This window comes from Acinetobacter higginsii, assembly GCF_000369525.1.
Taxonomy (GTDB): Bacteria; Pseudomonadota; Gammaproteobacteria; order Pseudomonadales; family Moraxellaceae; genus Acinetobacter; species Acinetobacter higginsii.
Genome location: NZ_KB850070.1, coordinates 467,364 through 486,355, shown reverse-complemented (window position 1 = coordinate 486,355; position 18,992 = coordinate 467,364). Strand labels below are relative to the sequence as shown.

17 protein-coding genes are annotated in these 18,992 nt (G+C 40.3%); 13 read left to right on the top strand and 4 right to left on the bottom strand.

The genetic code is table 11. The annotated features are described in order from the left end of the window. Position 1 precedes the first annotated feature (1 nt). Genes F902_RS02770 through F902_RS02750 form a run of 5 tightly spaced genes read left to right on the top strand, consistent with a single transcriptional unit; the run spans position 2 to position 4,576 of the window. On the top strand, positions 2-640 hold the full coding sequence (locus F902_RS02770; protein ID WP_005200849.1) for an acetyltransferase: 639 nt from the start codon (positions 2-4) through the stop codon (positions 638-640). Next, positions 627-1,640 carry an N-acetylneuraminate synthase gene (neuB, locus tag F902_RS02765; RefSeq protein WP_005200847.1) on the top strand — a complete coding sequence of 338 codons (1,014 nt, stop codon included), beginning with the start codon at positions 627-629 and terminating at the stop codon, positions 1,638-1,640. The genes F902_RS02770 and neuB overlap by 14 nt, the downstream gene beginning before the upstream one ends. After that, positions 1,634-2,800, top strand: a complete 1,167-nt coding sequence (neuC, locus tag F902_RS02760; RefSeq protein ID WP_005200845.1) for a UDP-N-acetylglucosamine 2-epimerase — start codon at positions 1,634-1,636, stop codon at positions 2,798-2,800. The genes neuB and neuC overlap by 7 nt, the downstream gene beginning before the upstream one ends. A gap of 27 nt (positions 2,801-2,827) precedes the next feature. Next, positions 2,828-3,871: a nucleotidyltransferase family protein gene (locus F902_RS02755; RefSeq protein ID WP_005200835.1), complete on the top strand. Its 1,044-nt coding sequence runs from the start codon at positions 2,828-2,830 to the stop codon at positions 3,869-3,871. A gap of 18 nt (positions 3,872-3,889) precedes the next feature. Beyond that, complete coding sequence (locus F902_RS02750; RefSeq protein WP_005200833.1) at positions 3,890-4,576, top strand: acylneuraminate cytidylyltransferase family protein; 687 nt, start codon at positions 3,890-3,892, stop codon at positions 4,574-4,576. Positions 4,577-4,590: 14 nt separating this feature from the next. On the opposite strand, the gene F902_RS02745 is transcribed toward F902_RS02750, so the two are convergent. Together F902_RS02745 and F902_RS02740 are read right to left on the bottom strand one after the other, a co-directional pair. Continuing rightward, positions 4,591-6,273 (bottom strand): hypothetical protein, encoded by a 1,683-nt coding sequence (locus tag F902_RS02745; RefSeq protein ID WP_005200832.1) that lies wholly within the window; start codon positions 6,271-6,273, stop codon positions 4,591-4,593. A 6-nt stretch (positions 6,274-6,279) separates the two neighbouring features. Beyond that, a complete protein-coding gene (locus F902_RS02740) occupies positions 6,280-6,981 on the bottom strand; it encodes a hypothetical protein (protein WP_005200830.1) in 702 nt (233 codons plus the stop codon). Between the two features lie 162 nt (positions 6,982-7,143). On the opposite strand from F902_RS02740, the gene F902_RS02735 reads away from it, so the two are divergent. Both F902_RS02735 and F902_RS02730 read left to right on the top strand, forming a co-directional pair. Further along, entirely contained in the window at positions 7,144-9,171 is a 2,028-nt protein-coding gene (locus tag F902_RS02735; RefSeq protein WP_005200828.1) for a capsular polysaccharide biosynthesis protein, read from the top strand. 9 nt (positions 9,172-9,180) lie between these two features. Next, complete coding sequence (locus tag F902_RS02730; protein WP_005200826.1) at positions 9,181-10,368, top strand: capsule biosynthesis protein; 1,188 nt, start codon at positions 9,181-9,183, stop codon at positions 10,366-10,368. A gap of 41 nt (positions 10,369-10,409) precedes the next feature. On the opposite strand, the gene F902_RS02725 is transcribed toward F902_RS02730, so the two are convergent. After that, positions 10,410-10,877, bottom strand: a complete 468-nt coding sequence (locus F902_RS02725; protein WP_005200824.1) for an Lrp/AsnC ligand binding domain-containing protein — start codon at positions 10,875-10,877, stop codon at positions 10,410-10,412. Positions 10,878-11,016: 139 nt separating this feature from the next. Between F902_RS02725 and F902_RS02720 the strand changes: the two genes are divergently transcribed. From F902_RS02720 to F902_RS02705, 4 genes are all read left to right on the top strand, one after another. Beyond that, complete coding sequence (locus tag F902_RS02720; protein ID WP_005200823.1) at positions 11,017-12,273, top strand: D-amino acid dehydrogenase; 1,257 nt, start codon at positions 11,017-11,019, stop codon at positions 12,271-12,273. Positions 12,274-12,296: 23 nt separating this feature from the next. Beyond that, a complete protein-coding gene (alr, locus tag F902_RS02715) occupies positions 12,297-13,400 on the top strand; it encodes an alanine racemase (protein ID WP_005200821.1) in 1,104 nt (367 codons plus the stop codon). 9 nt (positions 13,401-13,409) lie between these two features. Further along, positions 13,410-13,769, top strand: a complete 360-nt coding sequence (locus F902_RS02710) for a RidA family protein (RefSeq protein WP_005200820.1) — start codon at positions 13,410-13,412, stop codon at positions 13,767-13,769. A gap of 191 nt (positions 13,770-13,960) precedes the next feature. After that, positions 13,961-15,397 (top strand): amino acid permease, encoded by a 1,437-nt coding sequence (locus F902_RS02705; RefSeq protein WP_005200818.1) that lies wholly within the window; start codon positions 13,961-13,963, stop codon positions 15,395-15,397. Between the two features lie 64 nt (positions 15,398-15,461). On the opposite strand, the gene F902_RS02700 is transcribed toward F902_RS02705, so the two are convergent. Beyond that, the gene (locus F902_RS02700) at positions 15,462-16,343 is read right to left on the bottom strand and encodes a LysR family transcriptional regulator (RefSeq protein ID WP_005200816.1); all 882 of its coding nucleotides are present in this window, start codon (positions 16,341-16,343) and stop codon (positions 15,462-15,464) included. A gap of 165 nt (positions 16,344-16,508) precedes the next feature. On the opposite strand from F902_RS02700, the gene F902_RS02695 reads away from it, so the two are divergent. Together F902_RS02695 and mmsB are read left to right on the top strand one after the other, a co-directional pair. Then, positions 16,509-18,026 carry a CoA-acylating methylmalonate-semialdehyde dehydrogenase gene (locus tag F902_RS02695; RefSeq protein ID WP_005200814.1) on the top strand — a complete coding sequence of 506 codons (1,518 nt, stop codon included), beginning with the start codon at positions 16,509-16,511 and terminating at the stop codon, positions 18,024-18,026. Positions 18,027-18,040: 14 nt separating this feature from the next. Beyond that, a complete protein-coding gene (mmsB, locus tag F902_RS02690) occupies positions 18,041-18,931 on the top strand; it encodes a 3-hydroxyisobutyrate dehydrogenase (protein WP_005200813.1) in 891 nt (296 codons plus the stop codon). The last annotated feature ends 61 nt before the right edge of the window (positions 18,932-18,992 follow it).

The window sequence follows — 18,992 nt, the reverse complement described above, 5'->3', positions numbered from 1 at the left end:
AGTGAAGAAATTTGTTTTTGTCGGTGGTGGTGGGCACTGCCAATCATGTATTAACTCTGCGGAGTTAGCAGGTTTTAATGTGGTTGGTATTGTAGACAATCAGGTTGGTGCCAAAGTACTTTCTTATGAAGTAATTGGCAATGATAGTGACCTACCTGATTTAGCTAAAGCGGATGATATTAACTTTATCGTTACTGTTGGTATGGTTAGCTCTAATTCTTTAAGAGCAAAAATTTATAAAAAACTGATTGATATTAATGCAAATAGAGCATCGTTAATTGCAAAAACAGCTGTTATTTCAAAGCATGCAGTAATTGGTAAGGCGAGCGTAATTCTCGAGCAGGCTGTAATTAATGCAAAAGCTATCGTGGGTGAAAACGTTATTATCAACACTGCGGCAATTATTGAACATGGTGCAAGGATTGGAAATCACACTCATATTTCCACTCGTGCTGTGGTGAATGGCGATGTTTCTATTGGTCAGAATTGTATGATTGGTTCAGGTTCTGTAATTCTTCAAGGAATCACAATAGCTGATAATGTAACAATTGGTGCAGGTGCTATTGTAATCAAAGATATATTAGAAGCTGGGACTTGGGTTGGTTCACCTGCGAGGAAATTAAACAATGATTTGGGCTAATAAAACTTTCTTAATTGCAGAAGCTGGAGTAAATCATAACGGTGATTTGGAAAAAGCTTATCAATTAATTGATGCTGCTGCAGAAGCAAAAGTAGATGCGATTAAATTTCAGTCATTTAAGGCAGATAATCTTGTTTCTAAATCAGCAAAAATGGCTGAATATCAGAAGCAGAACCTTGGTTATGAAGATAGCCAATATGCAATGTTAAAAAAATTAGAAATACCTGTACCAGCATTAAGTCAGTTAAAAAATTATGCTGAGTCCAAAGGACTCATTTGGTTCTCTACAGCGTTTGATTTTGAAAGTATTGATACCTTGATTGAATTAGATATTCCTGTATGGAAAATTCCATCAGGAGAGATCACAAACTATCCGTATTTAAAGAAAATCGCAGCGTTGAATAAGCCGGTTATTCTGTCTACAGGTATGTGTAATCTGGCTGATATTGAGGCGGCTTTAAAAGTTTTTTTAGATTGTGGACGAAAGAGAGAAGAGATTTGCATATTACACTGTAATACGGAATATCCAACTCCTTGGACGGACGTGAATTTAAAAGCGATGGTCAGTATGGGACAAATATTTGGAACAGCCTATGGATATTCTGATCATACCACAGGAATTACTGTACCAACTGCAGCTGTAGCTTTAGGTGCCAAGGTCATTGAAAAACATTTTACTTTAGATAAAAACTTACCTGGGCCAGATCACAAAGCTTCTTTAGAACCTCATGAATTAAAAGCGATGGTTGACTCGATTAGAGTCGTAGAACAAGTTTTAGGTAGTTCAATCAAGTTTGTTTCTGACTCCGAACGTAAAAATATTCATGTCGCTAGAAAAAGTATAGTTGCAGCCACAGATATTCAAAAAGGGGAGCTCATGTCAGAGGATGTACTGACAACGATGCGTCCAGGAGATGGAATTTCTCCTATGTTTTGGAATGAGGTTGTGGGACAACCTGCGGTAAAAGACTACAAGGCAGGGGATAAAATCGAATGGTGAAAAAAGCTTGTGTAGTTACAGCAACTCGAGCTGAGTATGGGTTACTCAAACCATTGATTCAAGCTCTGAATGAGTCTGCAAACTATGAATTACAGTTGATTGTGTCTGGAACACATCTCTCATCTGAATTTGGTATGACATGGCATGCGATTGAGCAAGATGGCTTTTCGATAGATGCTAAGGTTGACATGCTATTGAGTAATGATTCCTCAACTGCTGTGGTTAAGAGTTTAGGGCTACTGTGTATCGGGATTGCGGATGCATTTGAGAGGCTGAAGCCTGATTTTATTGTCATTCTTGGTGATCGTTACGAAATGATAGGCGTGGCAACAGCTGCGAATATTTTTAAAATACCTGTCGTGCATTTGCATGGGGGGGAGATTACAGAAGGGGCATCAGATGATAACTTTAGACATGCTCTAACAAAGTTAAGTCATATACATTTTACATCTACAGATGAATATAGAGAGCGTGTTATACAGTTAGGTGAGCAACCTATGTACGTCTGTAATAGTGGGGCGATAGGAATTGATAATATCAATATACTCCCTTTACTTACGAAAGAAGAATTAGCGAAATCATTAAAACTTGATTTATCTATTCCATTTTTCTTGATGACGTACCATCCCGTTACTGTAAGTGAGCAAGACATTATTAAAGAAATAGACGACATCATGTCTGCATTACTGAGTGATGGTTTGAAGCAAATTATTGTGACATTATCAAATGCAGACGTCGGTGGGCGTACAATTAATGAATGCATGCGTAAATGGAGTGAGAAGCATCCAGATAGGATTCATTGTTTTGCTTCATTGGGGCAATTACGTTATTTATCTGCAGTGAAGCATTGTGAAGCTGTTGTTGGTAATTCATCAAGTGGAATACTTGAAGCGCCGTCTTTATTTGTGCCTACTATTAATATTGGGAATAGACAAGCAGGTAGGTTACAAGCCGATTCAATTATCAATTGTGAGCCAACGTTCAACGGGGTTTCTGAGGCACTTGAGAAAATATCAGACTCCACTTTTAAAAAGTCTTTAGGCTCAATCAAAAATCCATACGGAAATGGAAATACGGTTAAAGAAATTATGAGCTTTATTGAAAATATAGAGTGGTCAACATTATTGAGTAAAAAATTTTTTAATATCAAAACGTATTAAAAAATAACTGAAGATAGAGGGAATGTTATGTGGACAAAGGCTGTAATTGCACCCAATATAACGGTAAAAGAAGCACTTCAAGTCATTAATGATAATGCCTATCGTGCTGCTTTTGTATTAGAAGGTGACAAGCTAGTTGGCATGGTAACAGATGGCGATATCCGACGAGGTCTATTAAAAAATATTGGTTTGGACGATGAAGTTTCAAAAATCATGAATCCAAAGCCAGTTTTTTGCTATCAAGAAGATGTCAGTCCTGAAGTTATTAAAGAAATTCTAATTACACATAAATTTTTGCATGTTCCAGTTATTGATGAAAATCATCATTTAGTCAATGTTTTGACTTATGATAGTTTTTTAGAAACTAAAAAATTAGATAACCCTGTTTTTATTATGGCAGGAGGATTTGGGACAAGGCTCAGGCCATTGACTGATAATTGTCCAAAGCCAATGTTAAGAATTGGTGATAAACCAATATTAGAACGAATAATGCTACATTTAAAAAAATGTGGTTTTCATAAATTTTATTTTTCGACCCATTACTTAGCAGACCAAATTACAGACTATTTTGGGAATGGAGAACATTGGGGTGTTTCGATCAAATATGTTTATGAAGATGAACCTTTGGGAACAGGTGGAGCATTATCTCTTTTACCTGATGAGTCGAATTTACCATTAATTGTGACAAATGGAGATGTCATGACTAAAGTAGATTTTGCACAACTACTAAGTTTCCATAATGAACATGAAAGTTGCGCCACGGTAGCAGTAAGAGAATATTATCACCAAGTACCTTTTGGGGTAATTGAGATAGATGGACATTATATCAAGGGGATGGTAGAGAAGCCGAAAAATCGCTCTTTTGTGAACGCAGGCATATATGTTTTACAACCTGAAGTAATTAAAAGTGTTAAATCAAATGAGAAGATAGATATGCCAACACTTTTGCTTAATCATATGTCGAAAGAGCAAAAGGTAAGTTGTTTCCCAATACATGAATATTGGTTAGATGTTGGTCGAATGGATGATTTTGAGCTAGCACAGCGAGATGTTCAATCTGGAATTTTCTAATTGAAATTTGAGTGATTTATGAAGTCTAACTCCTTAGTTATTATTCCTGCTCGAGGAGGCAGTAAAAGGCTCCCCCGAAAAAATATACTACCTTTAAATGGTAAGCCATTAATAGAGTGGACAATTGAGGCTGCACAAGCTGCAAATTTTGAAAATATAGTTGTTTCATCGGACGATGAGGAAATTTTAAATTTAGTAGTAAAGTTCCCCAAAATATTGTTTTTAAGACGACCAGTGGAGTTAGCGTCTGATATTGCCTCTACAAATGATGTTATTTTAAATGTGTTAGATGAGTTGAAAGAAAATTTTGACAATTTACTTTTGTTACAGCCAACGTCTCCACTGAGAACAGTAAATGACTTGAACGGAGCATTTGAATTATTTGAGAAAGGCAAATATACAAGTGTAGTCTCTGTTACTGAAGTAGATCATCCTACTGATTATACTATGCGTCTTCCAGACAATAATTCGTTAGATAATTTTTTTACTAAGCTTAAACAACTTCCTCAGAGATCTCAGGATTTTGAAAAAGAATACAGATTAAATGGTGCTATATATATAACCAAAGTCGAAGATTTTAAAAAGAATAAAAGTCTTTTTAATTATCCTAGCTGTGGTTTTATTATGTCACGAAAGAACTCTATTGATATTGATGAGCTTTTTGATTTTCGTATAGCTGAAGCCTTATTTCAATATGATAGTTGATAGGAAACTATAATTCAGGAGTTAAGTCCTTTTAACTCTTGAATGTATTTTGATACTTGCAATAGGCATCCGTTCCAATCATTTGGAATTTCTTGTCTAATAAGTTTCATATTTTTATAAAAGGGCATATTTATACCTTTTATACCCCATTGAAATCTGGGTTTTTGTGGCAGCAGAACTAAGGTCGGTATACCTAGTGCTCCTGTTAAATGAGCAGTGCTATTTCCTATCGTGATAATCAGATCCATATCTGCTGCTAAATGAAGTAATCCATCAATATCTTTTTCAGCATTTACTAAGTAATTTATTTTACAATTATGTAGTTCAAATTCTGGACAGTCATCAAGGCTGTGTTGTAAAGCATAAAATTCTACACCATCTAGAGAGTCTATCCAGTTGGATAAGATATGAGCTGGGATCGAGCGTTGTATTTGGCTACGCTTATTTGGTGTAAACCAAGAGATACCACAGCGTATTTTTCTTGTACTTAGAAGGGGTCCAATGACGTTGACATCTGCACGAGTATTGGTGCTAAGTATAGGCTGTGCTTGATATGATGGCGTAAGAAAAAACTGAGTTAAGGAGATTAAATCTATTTCTGCATCATAATTATTTGCTGTACCTAAAGTTAACATTGAATATGGATAGCATTTAATTTGTGGAAATTTTTGCATTAAAACGGAATGTAATCGCGTATCACAAATAATTCCCACTTTTTTTGCTTTTATTAGAATATTTGGTAGAAAAATTAAGCGCATGATTTCACCACCAATACCAGCACCTTCTGGCCACCAAATTAGTAGATTTTCTACAGGACTGTGTCCATCCCAAGTTTTTAAATTCTGAATTAAGGAGGGGAGCTTTACCATTTTTCGGCGAACTGAAAACAATCGCCAACCATCTAGATCTCCTAAAGCTATTTTACAAATTCCTTCATGGTAATCTAGTAAGTTGCTGTTTTTAAAAATATTTTTTGACCATTTTATTAAGGATAAATACTCTTGATACTGTCCCATTTCATGATAATAAGAACCCAAGGTCGCAATTTTATTTAATAAAATATCTTCTTTTAATGGAGCCGATTGTTTAGATAAAACTCTTTCCCCAGCTTGTTTGATTAGTTTTTCTAATAAGTCATATCTTTTTATCAAAATGCTTTTTTGGCTGATAGTTAGGAAAACTTGATTTCCCCAGGTCTTATTACTTAAAAGTTGTCCTATAAATATAGCTGTTTTTTCAACATCTTGTTCTTGATCAAAAAAAGTGATGATATTTGAGGCTGTCTCTGTATTAGGAGAACCCCTTTCTTTTTCGACTAACATTTTTTGCTTTTGATAATTTTCTAGCCGTTTTTGATGACCACTTAAATTCAGTCCAGTTTTCTGAAACTCAAGATTTAATAACAAGATTAAATCATTTTCCCAAGCTTGGAGGTCATGACGATCCTGCATTTGGCGGCTATGTGTAATTAATAATCGTGCACAACGATAGAGACCAGTTTGTTCGCCAACATGGAAATCATTTAATAAAGATAGCGTTTGAGCAATTGCGTTTAATAAATCATTATTGAGAGGGGTATAAATTGCTAATCTGTCAGTGAGCTGTTTGAATATTGTTCTAGATAACGTATTAGAACGATTATTTTCCAACAAAACTTGGGCAAGTCGTTCATCTGTTTTTATTGCTATGTTGTCCATAAGTTATTACTCAATAAATGAATTAACTTGCTTTTGATATTGGTGCCAATAACTTGAAAACTGGCAGTTTTTATATTTTGGAAAACAGGGTGTCCCTAAAGTATAGTGATAAATATATTGTTTAGAGGGGCTTATTTCTTGATTTTCTTCATCAGCTAAAACATTCCAACCTTTTTCCAGTTCGCCTATTTGTTGGTCATTCAACCAACTAAAACGATGTAAGAACGTTCCTGTTGTTTGGCCTATATAGTCAGGAGTTAGAGTTCTATTGGATGGATGACTGCAATTCCAAAGGATCACACTAGACCAATTTTTTCTAGGGTAATCAAGATTAGTTGCACCTTTAAACTTTTCTGAACTAGATGTTTTATAATCATGTTTTACGACTTTGACAGCCCATTCATCTGTAGATTGAAACTTGGAAAATAAGTCTACAATGTCATTATTGATTACCATATCACCATCTAAAAATAATGCTATACCTGAATATTCCATTAAATAAGGGACTAAAAATCTAGAAAAAATAAATTGGTTGGATGGTGGGTAATTAGAAGGAAATTGTACTGAGGCTAGTGTAGGCAATGCTTTGGAATAAAGTGGATGTATTGCCAATGGCTTGGAACTATGCCGAATTAAGCTTTCACAACAGACATGATAAGCAATCGTTTCATTTATATCGTAGCCAATAAATACATGAATTGTACCCAAAATAAAGCCCCTACATTTATTTTTATAACCTAAATGTATGTAATTAAAAGATATTGAAATTCAACATTTAGTAGGGATATCTTAATAGAATTACTTAATTTCTGTCTACCTCTACGGTTTATAATATGATGAACAGGTTAAGGTGTGATAAATAGGGTTGACATGATTCTATGTTCCAAAAAAATAAGAAAAATTCCAGCGATTGAGCAATTTGTTGGAGAAGAAGTGAGTTCATTGATGAGTCGTTTCTGGAAAGAATCTCAAAATTTTGGGGGGTGGGGTAGAAAACCAAGTTTTTTCCGTGCTGAAAAACATGCACAAAAATATGAAACAGAATCTGTTTGTTTAGAGGATGGATTTATTCGCTCGTTGGGGTTAGGTAAACAAGGATCTCCTCCACTTTCGATAGTTTTGGATCAGTCTGGTATTTATTTTGATGCAGCACAAATATCAGATTTAGAAAAACTAATTGTTGAAAATAGCTTTTCTAAGCAACAATTGGAGAGATCTCAAGCTTTAATTAAGCGTATGGTTGCCCAAGGTATTACTAAATACAATCTACAATACGAGCGGCTTGATTCGTCAATCTTTCATAATAAGAAAAATATTCTAGTTGTTGATCAAACATTTGGTGATCAATCTATTCATTATGCGATGGCATCAGCGGCTCGTTTTCATACTATGTTACATCGTGCTATTGCGGATCATCCTGATGCGACGATTTGGGTAAAGATTCACCCTGATGTAATCGCAGGAAAAGCAAAAGGGCATTTTTCATTTAACGATCTCACTTCTCCAAATATAGAATTATTAAAAGAGAATTATAATCCAATCGAACTGTGTAAACAGATGTCAGAAGTTTATGTGGTGAGTTCTCAATTGGGTTTTGAAGCATTGCTGTGTGGCAAACCAGTACATTGTTTTGGCTGGCCTTGGTATGCGGGTTGGGGGCTGACACAGGATTACCAAGATTTACCAGATTCTCTTAAAGAGAGAAGAAATATATCTCAATCTCTTGAGCAATTGTTTGTAGCCGCATATTTAAATTATGCAAAATACGTTTCACCTGTTTCACAACAGCGCTGTGAACTAGAGGAGATTATAGATGTCCTGATCCCAAATATTGAGTTTCAAAAGCAATTAACCGCTTCATCTGTGGTGGCTTATGGTTTCAGTCGATGGAAAAAGAGTTTTATCAAAGATTTTTTAGCTTTTCCTCATATCAAACTAAGTTTTAGGCAATGGTTGAAGCCCAAGAAGGATCAACCGATTGTTGCTTGGGGGAAAAAGGCTGCTTTATTAAAACAGCAAGGATTTCAACAAGTTTGGACAGTTGAAGACGGCTTTTTGCGATCATTGGGGTTAGGTGCAAAATTAATTCGCCCATATTCTTTGGTTTTTGATGATATTGGTATTTACTATGATGCACGTCACCCATCTCGTTTAGAGAATTTGTTAAATCAAGTTCAGTTAAATGAAGATCAACGGGATCGAATTCAAAGCTTAATTCAAAAAGTTATTCAAAATAAATTAACAAAATATAATGTTGGTCAGGCATTGCCTGAATCCTCTCAAATAATCGATCCTGATAAAAAGGTGATTTTAGTTGTTGGGCAGGTTGAAGATGACTTATCGATACAGTTAGGTGGCTACGACATCAAAACCAATTTAGATCTGATCAAGGAAGTTCATAGAAATAACCCTAACGCTCATATTATTTATAAGCCTCACCCAGATGTAGAAAGCGGACTAAGAAAAGGAAAAATCATATGGGATGAGATTAAGGATCTTGTAGAGCATATCGAAGTCAATCAATCTATCATCACGCTCTTTGAACATATCGATGAACTACATACCATCACATCTTTATCTGGATTTGAAGCACTTTTAAGAGATATTAAAGTATACTGCTATGGCGTGCCTTTTTATGCAGGTTGGGGTTTGACGTGTGATCGTCATTCTTGTGAAAGACGGCAACGAAAATTAACAGTTGAAGAGCTAGCTTTTTGTGCATTAGTGGAATATCCCATCTATAATCTGCCGCAGACAAACCCAATGCAGATTCCATTGGTTACGCCTGAGCTTGTCATAGAGCATCTATGTCAATTACAGCAAAGGGCAGGGCAATCTCCATCGAGTGTTTGGTCATGGATGTTTACACGTTTACGTGCATTGAAAATAAAATTTTAGGGTTAGATATTGTCTATATATTTAGATGAACTATTGGTTGCCAAGAAAGTTGTGTTGTTGCAAGGGCCAATAGGAGCATTTTTTACTGATTTATCAGATTGGCTTACAACCAAACAAATTGAGTGTTTTAAAGTCAATTTTAATGCGGGGGACTGGCGTTACTATCACTCTCGCCCGAATATTTGGCATTACCGAAAAAAATCAACTGATTTTGGCGTTTGGTTGTCTGAACATATTCAGCAAAATCAAATTGATGCGATAGTATGTTTCGGCGATTGCCGTTTCTACCATCAACAGGCACACGCGGTTGCGCAACAGTTGCAGATCAAGTTCTATGTGTTTGAAGAGGGTTACATTCGACCAGACTACCTGACCTTTGAAGAGGGCGGGGTCAATAATTTTTCTAATTTCCAGCAACATTTCTTAGAAGATAAGAATAGTAGCTCTAAAGAAACTCATTGTGAAGCAAGTGAAAACCATTACCATCGAATGATTTGGAATGGTTTTCAATATTACCTGTGTTGGGCTTTGTTGTTTTGGCTTTATCCATTTTATCAACACCATCGGGGTTATAACCCTCTACAAGAGTTTTGTTATTGGTTTATAGCGATGTTACGTCGCTTTAAAAATCATTTAGTAGAACCTAAGCGGTTTCAATCATTTATTCAAGAAAATGATAAAAAGTACTTTATCTTTACTTTACAAGTACATAATGATTCACAAGTCCGTATTCATAGTCATTATAAAGACGTAAGAGATTGTATTGCCGAAGTGGTTACATCTTTTGCCCAATATGCCGAGCAAGGACATCACTTGGTGTTAAAACATCATCCGATGGACCGTGGTTATCGCCATTATGGCTGTTTAATTAAAGATATATCAAGAAAATTAGGGGTTGAAGATCGTGTCCACTACTTTTGTGATATTCATTTGCCAACATTGTTGAAGCACGGATTAGGGCTCGTTACGATTAATAGCACCACAGGGATTCAAGCCCTCTACCATCATCTTCCAGTCAAAACCCTAGGGCATTCACTTTATGATTTACCTGGTCTCACAGTACAGATGAATCTGGATAAATTCTGGCAGAATCCTCAAGCACCGAATGGTGCTGTTTTCCGAGCATTCAGAGAAAAACTGATTGAAATAACCCAATTAAATGGGGCCTATTACGGCAAAAATTTCTGGATGAAATAATAAAAAAGCCTTTAAATCAGGGCATTTTATTGGGTACAAGTTTATATCCCCATATCTAAATATAAAGACTCTTTGACTTCTTCCATCACAATATAGCTATGTGAAGAGGCGGAGGCTGGCAGTTTTTTTAATAAATCACCTAATAGGCGGCGATAGGCACTCATTTCCTTTAAGCGTGCTTTGACCAGATAATCAAACTCACCTGAAATCAGATGGCATTCCAGTACTTCTGGAATATCAACCAGATCTCGTGCCACCTGATCAAATACATCGCCAGATTTGGCAGACAGTTTGATTTCAAGAAACACCAGTAGGCTACGATCGACATAAGCTGGGTTGAGTCGAGCATAGTAGCCCACAATAATCCCTTCGCGCTCCAAACGCTTCACTCGTTCTGAGCAGGGCGTGGTGGACAGGTTGACCCGAGATGCCAACTCACTGATGGCAATGCGGCCTTCACGTTGCAAAATATCTAAAATCTGGCGATCAATCCGGTCTAATTTACGCATAGAAGATTCCCTTTTATTTTAATTTTTTCGCGACGAAAATATTAAATTACCTAGATTATAGTCATAAAATCAGTGAAAAAAACTATTGATCCAAAAATATACTAGTTAAATAACCTAGTGTGTGCTTGAGGGATCTGTTATGCGCGTAATCGTTTTAGGAAGTGGCGTCATTGGTGTGGCAAGTGCTTATTATCTTGCACAACAAGGTGCGCAAGTGACGGTACTTGACCGTCAATCAGGACCTGCCAAAGAAACCAGTTTTGGTAATGCGGGTCAAATCTCCCCAGGATACTCAACCCCATGGGCAGCACCGGGTATTCCTTTTAAAGCAGTCAAGTGGATGTTCCAGCATCATGCGCCATTAGCAATCAATATTGATGGCAGTATGTGGCAGTTGCAGTGGATGGCACAGATGCTGAAAAACTGTAATCCACAAAGCTATGCAGTGAACAAAGAACGCATGATGCGTGTGGCAGAATACAGCCGTGACTGCTTACGTGATTTAAGAGCACAAACCGGCATTAACTACGAAAACCGTTCAAAGGGCACCTTACAAGTGTTCCGTAGCGACGCGCAACTTGAAGCGGTACAACGTGATATTCAAGTGTTGCAAGAGTGTGGTGTCGACTTCGCTTTATTGAATGCCCAAGAACTGGCGAGTGTAGAGCCTGCTTTAGCCCATACCGATAAACTGGTCGGTGGCTTACATTTACCGAATGATGAAACTGGCGATTGCTATTTATTTACCAATGCCTTGGCAAAACTGGCCCAAGATTTGGGTGTTGAATTCAAATTCGCCCAAAATGTCGAAAACCTGATTGTTGAAGGCGATGAAATCAAAGGCGTCAAGGTCAATGGTGAAGTTCTCACTGCGGATCGTTATGTCTTGGCCTTTGGTAGTTACTCTCGTGACTTCCTGAAACCACTGGAACTGAATTTACCAGTTTATCCAGTCAAAGGTTATTCGCTGACCATTCCGATTGTAGAGCCAAAATTTGCACCACAATCAACGGTATTGGATGAAACCTATAAAGTTGCTATTACCCGTTTTGATCAACGAATTCGTGTTGGTGGTATGGCTGAATTGAGTGGCTTCAATCTTGGATTGAATCAAGATCGTCGTGCCACCTTGGAAATGGTGACTCAGGACTTGTTCCCAGGTGGAGATCTCGCTCAAGCCTCATTCTGGACTGGCCTACGTCCAATGACCCCAGACAGCACGCCGATTATTGGTGCAACCCAGTACAAGAATCTGTTCCTGAATACAGGGCACGGCACTTTAGGTTGGACCATGGCCTGTGGTTCAGGCAAGTTGATCAGTGATTTAGTCATGAACCATCGCCCTGATATCAGTACCGATGGTTTGTCGATTCAACGTTATTCGCACGCCGCTTAATTGCATAGACAGGGAAGTTAATTATGCCTCGTCCAATTACTGCGGTGATCCATGCCCAAGCCTTGCGCCAAAACCTTGCTGTGGTAAGGCAATCGGTTCCGAACAGCAAAGTGTTTGCGGTGGTCAAAGCCAATGCTTATGGGCATGGGATTGAACGTGTTTATGCATCTTTTAAAAGCGCCGATGGCTTTGCCTTGCTCGATTTGGACGAAGCAAAACGTCTGCGGGGATTGGGCTGGACCGGTCCGATTTTATTGCTGGAAGGAATTTTCTCTGCCCAAGACCTGTTTGATTGTGTGCAGTATCAATTGAGTTTTACCGTACACAATACCCAACAGGTGGCTTGGATACAGCAGCATGCCTATCCCGCTCAATTCGATATTTTCCTGAAAATGAACAGTGGTATGAACCGTTTAGGATTCAAACCACAACAATATCGTGACATTTGGCAGCAGTTGAGTCAGTTGAACAACATTGCCAGCATCACCCATATGATGCATTTCTCCGATGCCGATGGTGACCGTTTTGGAGAAACCGGCATTGACTATCAACTGCAGCAATTCGATGCCGCGATTGAAGGTTTACCGGGAGAAAGATCGGTTAGTAACAGTGCTGCAATCTTAAGATATCAAACTCAATTACAGTCGGACTATGTCCGTGGCGGCATCATGCTGTACGGCAGTTCGCCTGATTATCCCAAACACACGATTCAGGACTGGGGCCTTGCGCCGAGTATGACCTTGCGCAGCGAGATTATTGCCGTGCAAGAACTCAATGCCAATGAAAGTGTGGGCTATGGTTCTAGCTATGTGGCCGAGCAACCGATCCGAATTGGCATCGTGGCCTGTGGCTATGCCGATGGTTATCAACGTATTTCAGCAACAGGAACCCCTGTTCTGGTCAATGGGATTCGGACCCAGATCATTGGACGGGTCAGCATGGATATGCTGGCGGTAGACCTCAGCCCGATCAGCGATGCTGATGTTGGCAGTGAGGTGGTGCTTTGGGGTCAGTCCAGTTCAGGCACAATTTTAGCCATTGATGAAGTGGCAGCAGGTTCAGGCACCATCGGTTATGAACTGATGTGTGGCGTGACTGCACGTGTTTCATTTATTACTCAGGAATAAGGATTTCTTATGTCTAACTCAGATATTCAAAAGCTCAATACCAATGAAGTCATGAGTGCAGTGACGGTTTTCAATCAAGTGGTGTATTTATCAGGACAAGTGCCTAAAAATGCGGACTTAGATATTGAAGGGCAAACCCGTGAAGTGTTGGCCACCATTGAACAACTTTTGGCTTCAGCAGGAACGGATAAATCACGTTTATTGTCGGCGCAATTATTTCTTAAAGACCTGTCCGATTTCCCAGTGGTTAACACCATCTGGATTGACTGGTTAAAAGGTCATGTTGCACCTTCGCGTGCCACTATTCAGGCAGACTTGGTCAATCCGAAGTGGTTGATCGAAATTGCAGTCGTTGCAGCACAAAAATAAAGCGATCCGCTTTATTTTTGTTTAAAAAATATAAAAAAAGAAGAAAAGTAACGTATTTGCAGTAGATAAAACGTAGTCAGATACGTATTTTCTTGCAATCGAAATGAGTCAGCCGTCTTTAAAAGACAGCTAGGGTATGGCGTATAAATCAAGTGCTGACTCATTTAGGAAAAAAGTAAAAGGAACTTTATATGACGGTTACATCTCATCAGTCAGAAGGCGAACAGTCGCCCCAAGACTTACAACGTAAACTCTCCAATCGCCATTTGCAGTTGATCGCCATCGGCGGTGCCATTGGTACGGGCCTATTTATGGGCTCAGGCAAAACCATCTCTTTGGCAGGCCCATCAATTCTGTTTATTTACATGATCATTGGTGGCATGTTCTTCTTCTTAATGCGGGCACTCGGTGAATTGTTACTTGCCAATCTGCATTACAAATCCTTTGTCGATATGGCGCATGATCTGATTGGACCATGGGCAGGCTATTACATGGGCTGGACCTATTGGTTGGGTTGGGTATTGGTCGGGATTGCCGATCTGGCCGCCGTGATCAATTATCTCACCTTCTGGCTGCCTGAAGGCACCATGTTTACTCCGATTGGACAGGCCGCAATTAGCGCAGGCTGTGTGCTGTTTGTACTGTTCTTGAATTTGCTCACCGTGCGCCTATTTGGTGAAATTGAGTTCTGGTTTGCCCTGATCAAGATTTTGGCGATTATTGGCTTGATTGGTGTTGGTGGCTATATGATTTTTAGTCATTTTCAGGCACCGCATGGCACTGTCGCTTCGCTCAGTAATGTCTGGTCGCATGGTGGTATGTTTCCAAAAGGTCTGGATGGTTTCTTGGCTGGTTTCCAGATCGCGGTATTTGCCTTTGTCGGGGTGGAACTGATTGGAACCACTGCGGCTGAAACCAAAGACCCGCATAAGAATTTACCTAAGGCGATTAATGCGATTCCGATTCGGATTATCTTATTCTATGTGTTGGCTTTATTGGTGGTGATGTCCGTGACACCGTGGAATATTATCCGCGCAGATAAGAGCCCATTTGTGGAGTTATTCTTAAATGCAGGGATTGTCACCTCAGCCATCATCATGAATTTGGTGGTCCTGTCTTCAGTGATGTCTTCGATGAACAGTGGGGTATTCTCCACCAGTCGGATGCTATTTGGTTTATCTAAAGATGGTCAGGCGCCGAATGCCTTTGGTCGTTTATCCAAAAGTGCCGTGCCAGCCAATGGTTTGATTTTCTCTTGTGTCTTCATTATGGGCGGAGCCGTACTACAATACTTTGTACCGAATACCCTTGAGGCCTTTACGCTGGCGAGTTCACTGTGTGTGATTCTATTCATTAGTGTCTGGAGTCTGATCATGGTGTGCTATCTGCGCTACCGTAAATTACGTCCAGAATTGCATGCTCAATCCAAGTTTAAAATGCCGGGTGGCGTATTCACGTCTTATATCGTGATTGCCTTCTTGTTATTTGCGTTGGTGATTTTGGCACTTGAACCAGATACCTTAAAAGCCCTGTATGTTAGCCCGTTGTGGGTAGTTATTTTGGCTGTGACCTATCAGCTGATGTATAAACCACGCATGAAAAAATTGGGTCGTGAATTGGCACAATAATTCTTGTCTATTCAGTAAAAGACCGATCTATATTGATCGGTTTTTTATGGTCTAGCCAATGTGTTTAATCCACCAATAAGTGCTGATATTGATCAGCCTGTTTGCGTAGATAATCCCAGACCAGTTTAATACGGGGCTCATGCTGTAGATCGACAAAGGTCAGCATCCAAAAGGTATGGGTATAGCGCACCTGTTGCTCCAGTACGGCTTCAAGCTCGGGCTTATCATCGGCCAAAAACTTGGGCAAAATCGCCAATCCTGCACCCGCACTCACTGCAATCTGCTGCGCTAAGATACTACTACTGCGAAAGTTTGCATTCAGTTTTAAAGGTAAGCGTTCCAGACAGTACAGCTCGGGACTGTAAACCAAATCATCAATATAATTGACGAAGCGATGCGGGGTTAAATCCTGTAAATGCCGAATCGGGGGATGCTGAGACAGATAGCTTTTGCTGCCATAAATTTTTAAACAATAATCCGAGAGTCGCGTAATGATATAGGGGCCAGAGGTGGGTCGTTCAATTGAAACCACAATATCTGCTTCACGATGCGACAGCTTGATCATTTTCGGCACTGGAATCAGGTCAATGGTGAGTGAGGGATACTGTATGGAAAACTCCGCCAGTAAGCGCGCCAAAAAGGCGGTACCAAAACCCTCAGGTGTGCCAATTCGCACACGGCCTTGCAAAGGTTGATGCGGTTTTTCAATTTGCAGGAAAGCGTATTCCATTTGCTCAACCCGCGGCACCAGTGCCAAACCCTCCATAGTCAGCTCATAGCCAGAGGCTTCGCGTTTAAATAGGGTAATGCCTAAAGCCTGCTCCAACGCCTGAATCCGCCGCGCTACAGTACTGTGTTCCACGCCAATAATGCGGGCGGCATTGGTTAAGGTTTTGGTCCGTGCCAACACTAAAAAAAACTGTAGATGATCCCAATCCACTTTCATTATTATGGTCTTCTTTGTGCATATTTGCACAATGATCGTGCATTAATTTGCGTTGGTGGTCAAAGCTTTCTTTGCTAGTCTCGAATAAAACCTGAATAAAGAAAATACGACGATCGATATTTTCTGAACACTGAACACAATAAAAATACGGCCTATGGAGAGGTTATGAACACAATCCAAAATATTCAATTGGAAACAGCCAAGTTACTCATTAATGGCAGTTTTATCGAATCTGAAACCCAACAATGGCAAGACATTATTAATCCTGCAACGCAGGAAGTGATTGGTCGTGTGCCATTTGCTACGGTGCAGGAAGTCGATGCGGCAATTCAGTCTGCACAAGCAGCTTTTGCCTCTTGGCGTCAGACCCCTATTCAGGCGCGTATGCGTATCATGCTGAAACTGCAAGACCTGATTCGTGCCAACATGAAAGAAATTGCACAGGTACTCACTGCGGAACAAGGCAAGACTTTGGCGGATGCCGAAGGGGATATTCAACGTGGTCTGGAAGTGGTTGAGCATGCTTGTTCGGTTGGCACCTTGCAAATGGGCGAATATGTTGAAGGTGTCGCGCGTGGTGTGGATACCTATACCTTACAGCAGCCTTTGGGTGTCTGTGCAGGCATTACCCCATTTAATTTCCCCGCCATGATCCCGCTCTGGATGTTCCCAATGGCGATCGTCTGTGGCAATACCTTTGTATTGAAACCTTCTGAGCAAGACCCATTGTCGACCATGATGCTGGTCGAATTGGCGATTCAGGCAGGCATTCCAGCAGGGGTGCTCAATGTGGTACATGGCGGTAAAGAGGTGGTTGATCGCCTGTGTACGCATGCTGATATTAAAGCGATTTCCTTTGTCGGTTCGACCGCAGTGGGCACGCATGTGTATAACCTTGCAGGACAACATGGTAAACGTGTGCAGTCGATGATGGGTGCGAAAAACCATGTCGCGGTAATGCCTGATGCCAATAAAGAACAAACGCTGAATGCTTTAGTCGGTGCCGCATTTGGTGCAGCAGGGCAACGTTGTATGGCGTTGTCAGTTGCGGTGATGGTTGGAGACAGTAAACACTGGATTGCAGACTTGGTTGAAAAGGCCAAAACATTAACTGTTAATGCAGGGCATGAACCGAATACTGATATTGGCCCTGTGATTTCAAAACGTGCCAAAGCCCGGGTACTGGATTTGATCAATAGTGGTGTTGAACAAGGTGCAGAACTACTGCTTGATGGCCGTGATGTTCAGGTACACGGTTATGAGTCAGGCAACTTTGTCGGAGCCACAATTTTCAGTGGTGTAAGTACGGATATGCGTATTTATAAAGAAGAAATCTTCGGTCCTGTACTGGCGATTATTTGTGTCGATACGCTTGAAGAGGCGATTGCGCTGATCAATGCCAATCCATTTGGTAATGGTGTGGGATTATTCACGCAAAGTGGTGCGATTGCGCGTACTTTCCAGAACCTGATTGATATTGGTCAAGTCGGCATCAATATTCCAATTCCTGTCCCAGTACCGTTCTTTAGTTTTACCGGTTCTCGTGGTTCAAAACTCGGTGATTTAGGCCCTTATGGCAAACAGGCTGTGCAGTTCTATACCCAAACCAAAACCATTACCAGTCGCTGGTTTGAAGACAGTCACGAAGTGAGCGGTGTCAATACCACTATCAGTTTACGTTAACAAGGGGATCACGGATGAATATCGCCTTTATCGGTCTAGGCAATATGGGCGGCAGAATGGCCCACAACCTACTTAAAGCCGGACTGACCGTCTATGGTTATGACCTCAGCGAAGTGGCGATTCAGCACTTTGCCGAGGCGGGTGGGGTAGTATGTGACAGCCCTCAAGCGGCTGCCAAACAAGCCGATGTGCTGATCAGCATGTTACCTGCGGCCAAACATGTCAAAGAAGTCTATCTCGGTGAAAATGGTGTGTTAGAGGTATTGAAAGCAGGTAGCTTATGTATCGATAGCAGTACCATTGACCCGCAAACCATCAAGGATATTGCTGCGATTGCGCAGAGTAAAAATATTCATATTTGTGATGCGCCTGTTTCGGGTGGCACCATCGGTGCACAAGCGGGGACCTTGACCTTTATGGTGGGTGCCAATGATCAGACTTTTGATGAAGTCAAACCTGTACTCAGTCACATGGGCAAAAACGTGGTGCATTGCGGTGAGGTGGGTGCAGGTCAAATTGCCAAAATCTGCAATAACCTGATTCTCGGAATTTCTATGGCTGCGGTGGCAGAAGGCATGGCGCTAGGTGCCAAGCTGGGCATTGATCCAAAAGCCTTGGCTGGGGTGATTAACACCTCAAGTGGTCGTTGCTGGAGTTCGGAAGTCTGTAATCCATGGCCACAGATTAATGAAAATGCACCCGCTTCGCGTGGCTATCAAGATGGTTTTGCCACTCAGTTGATGTTGAAAGACTTGGGTCTTGCGGTAGAAGCGGCAGGGCAAGTCAAACAACCGATTGTGTTGGGTGGTATGGTGCAGCAGCTGTATCAGCAAATGTGTATGCGCGGCAATGCGCATCTCGATTTTTCCAGCATTATTCAGCAATACCTACCGCCAGAGGCATAACAGCTCAAGCCAAAGGATGGCTTATCAAAAAATTAAACCCTGTCATGAATAACAATCAAAG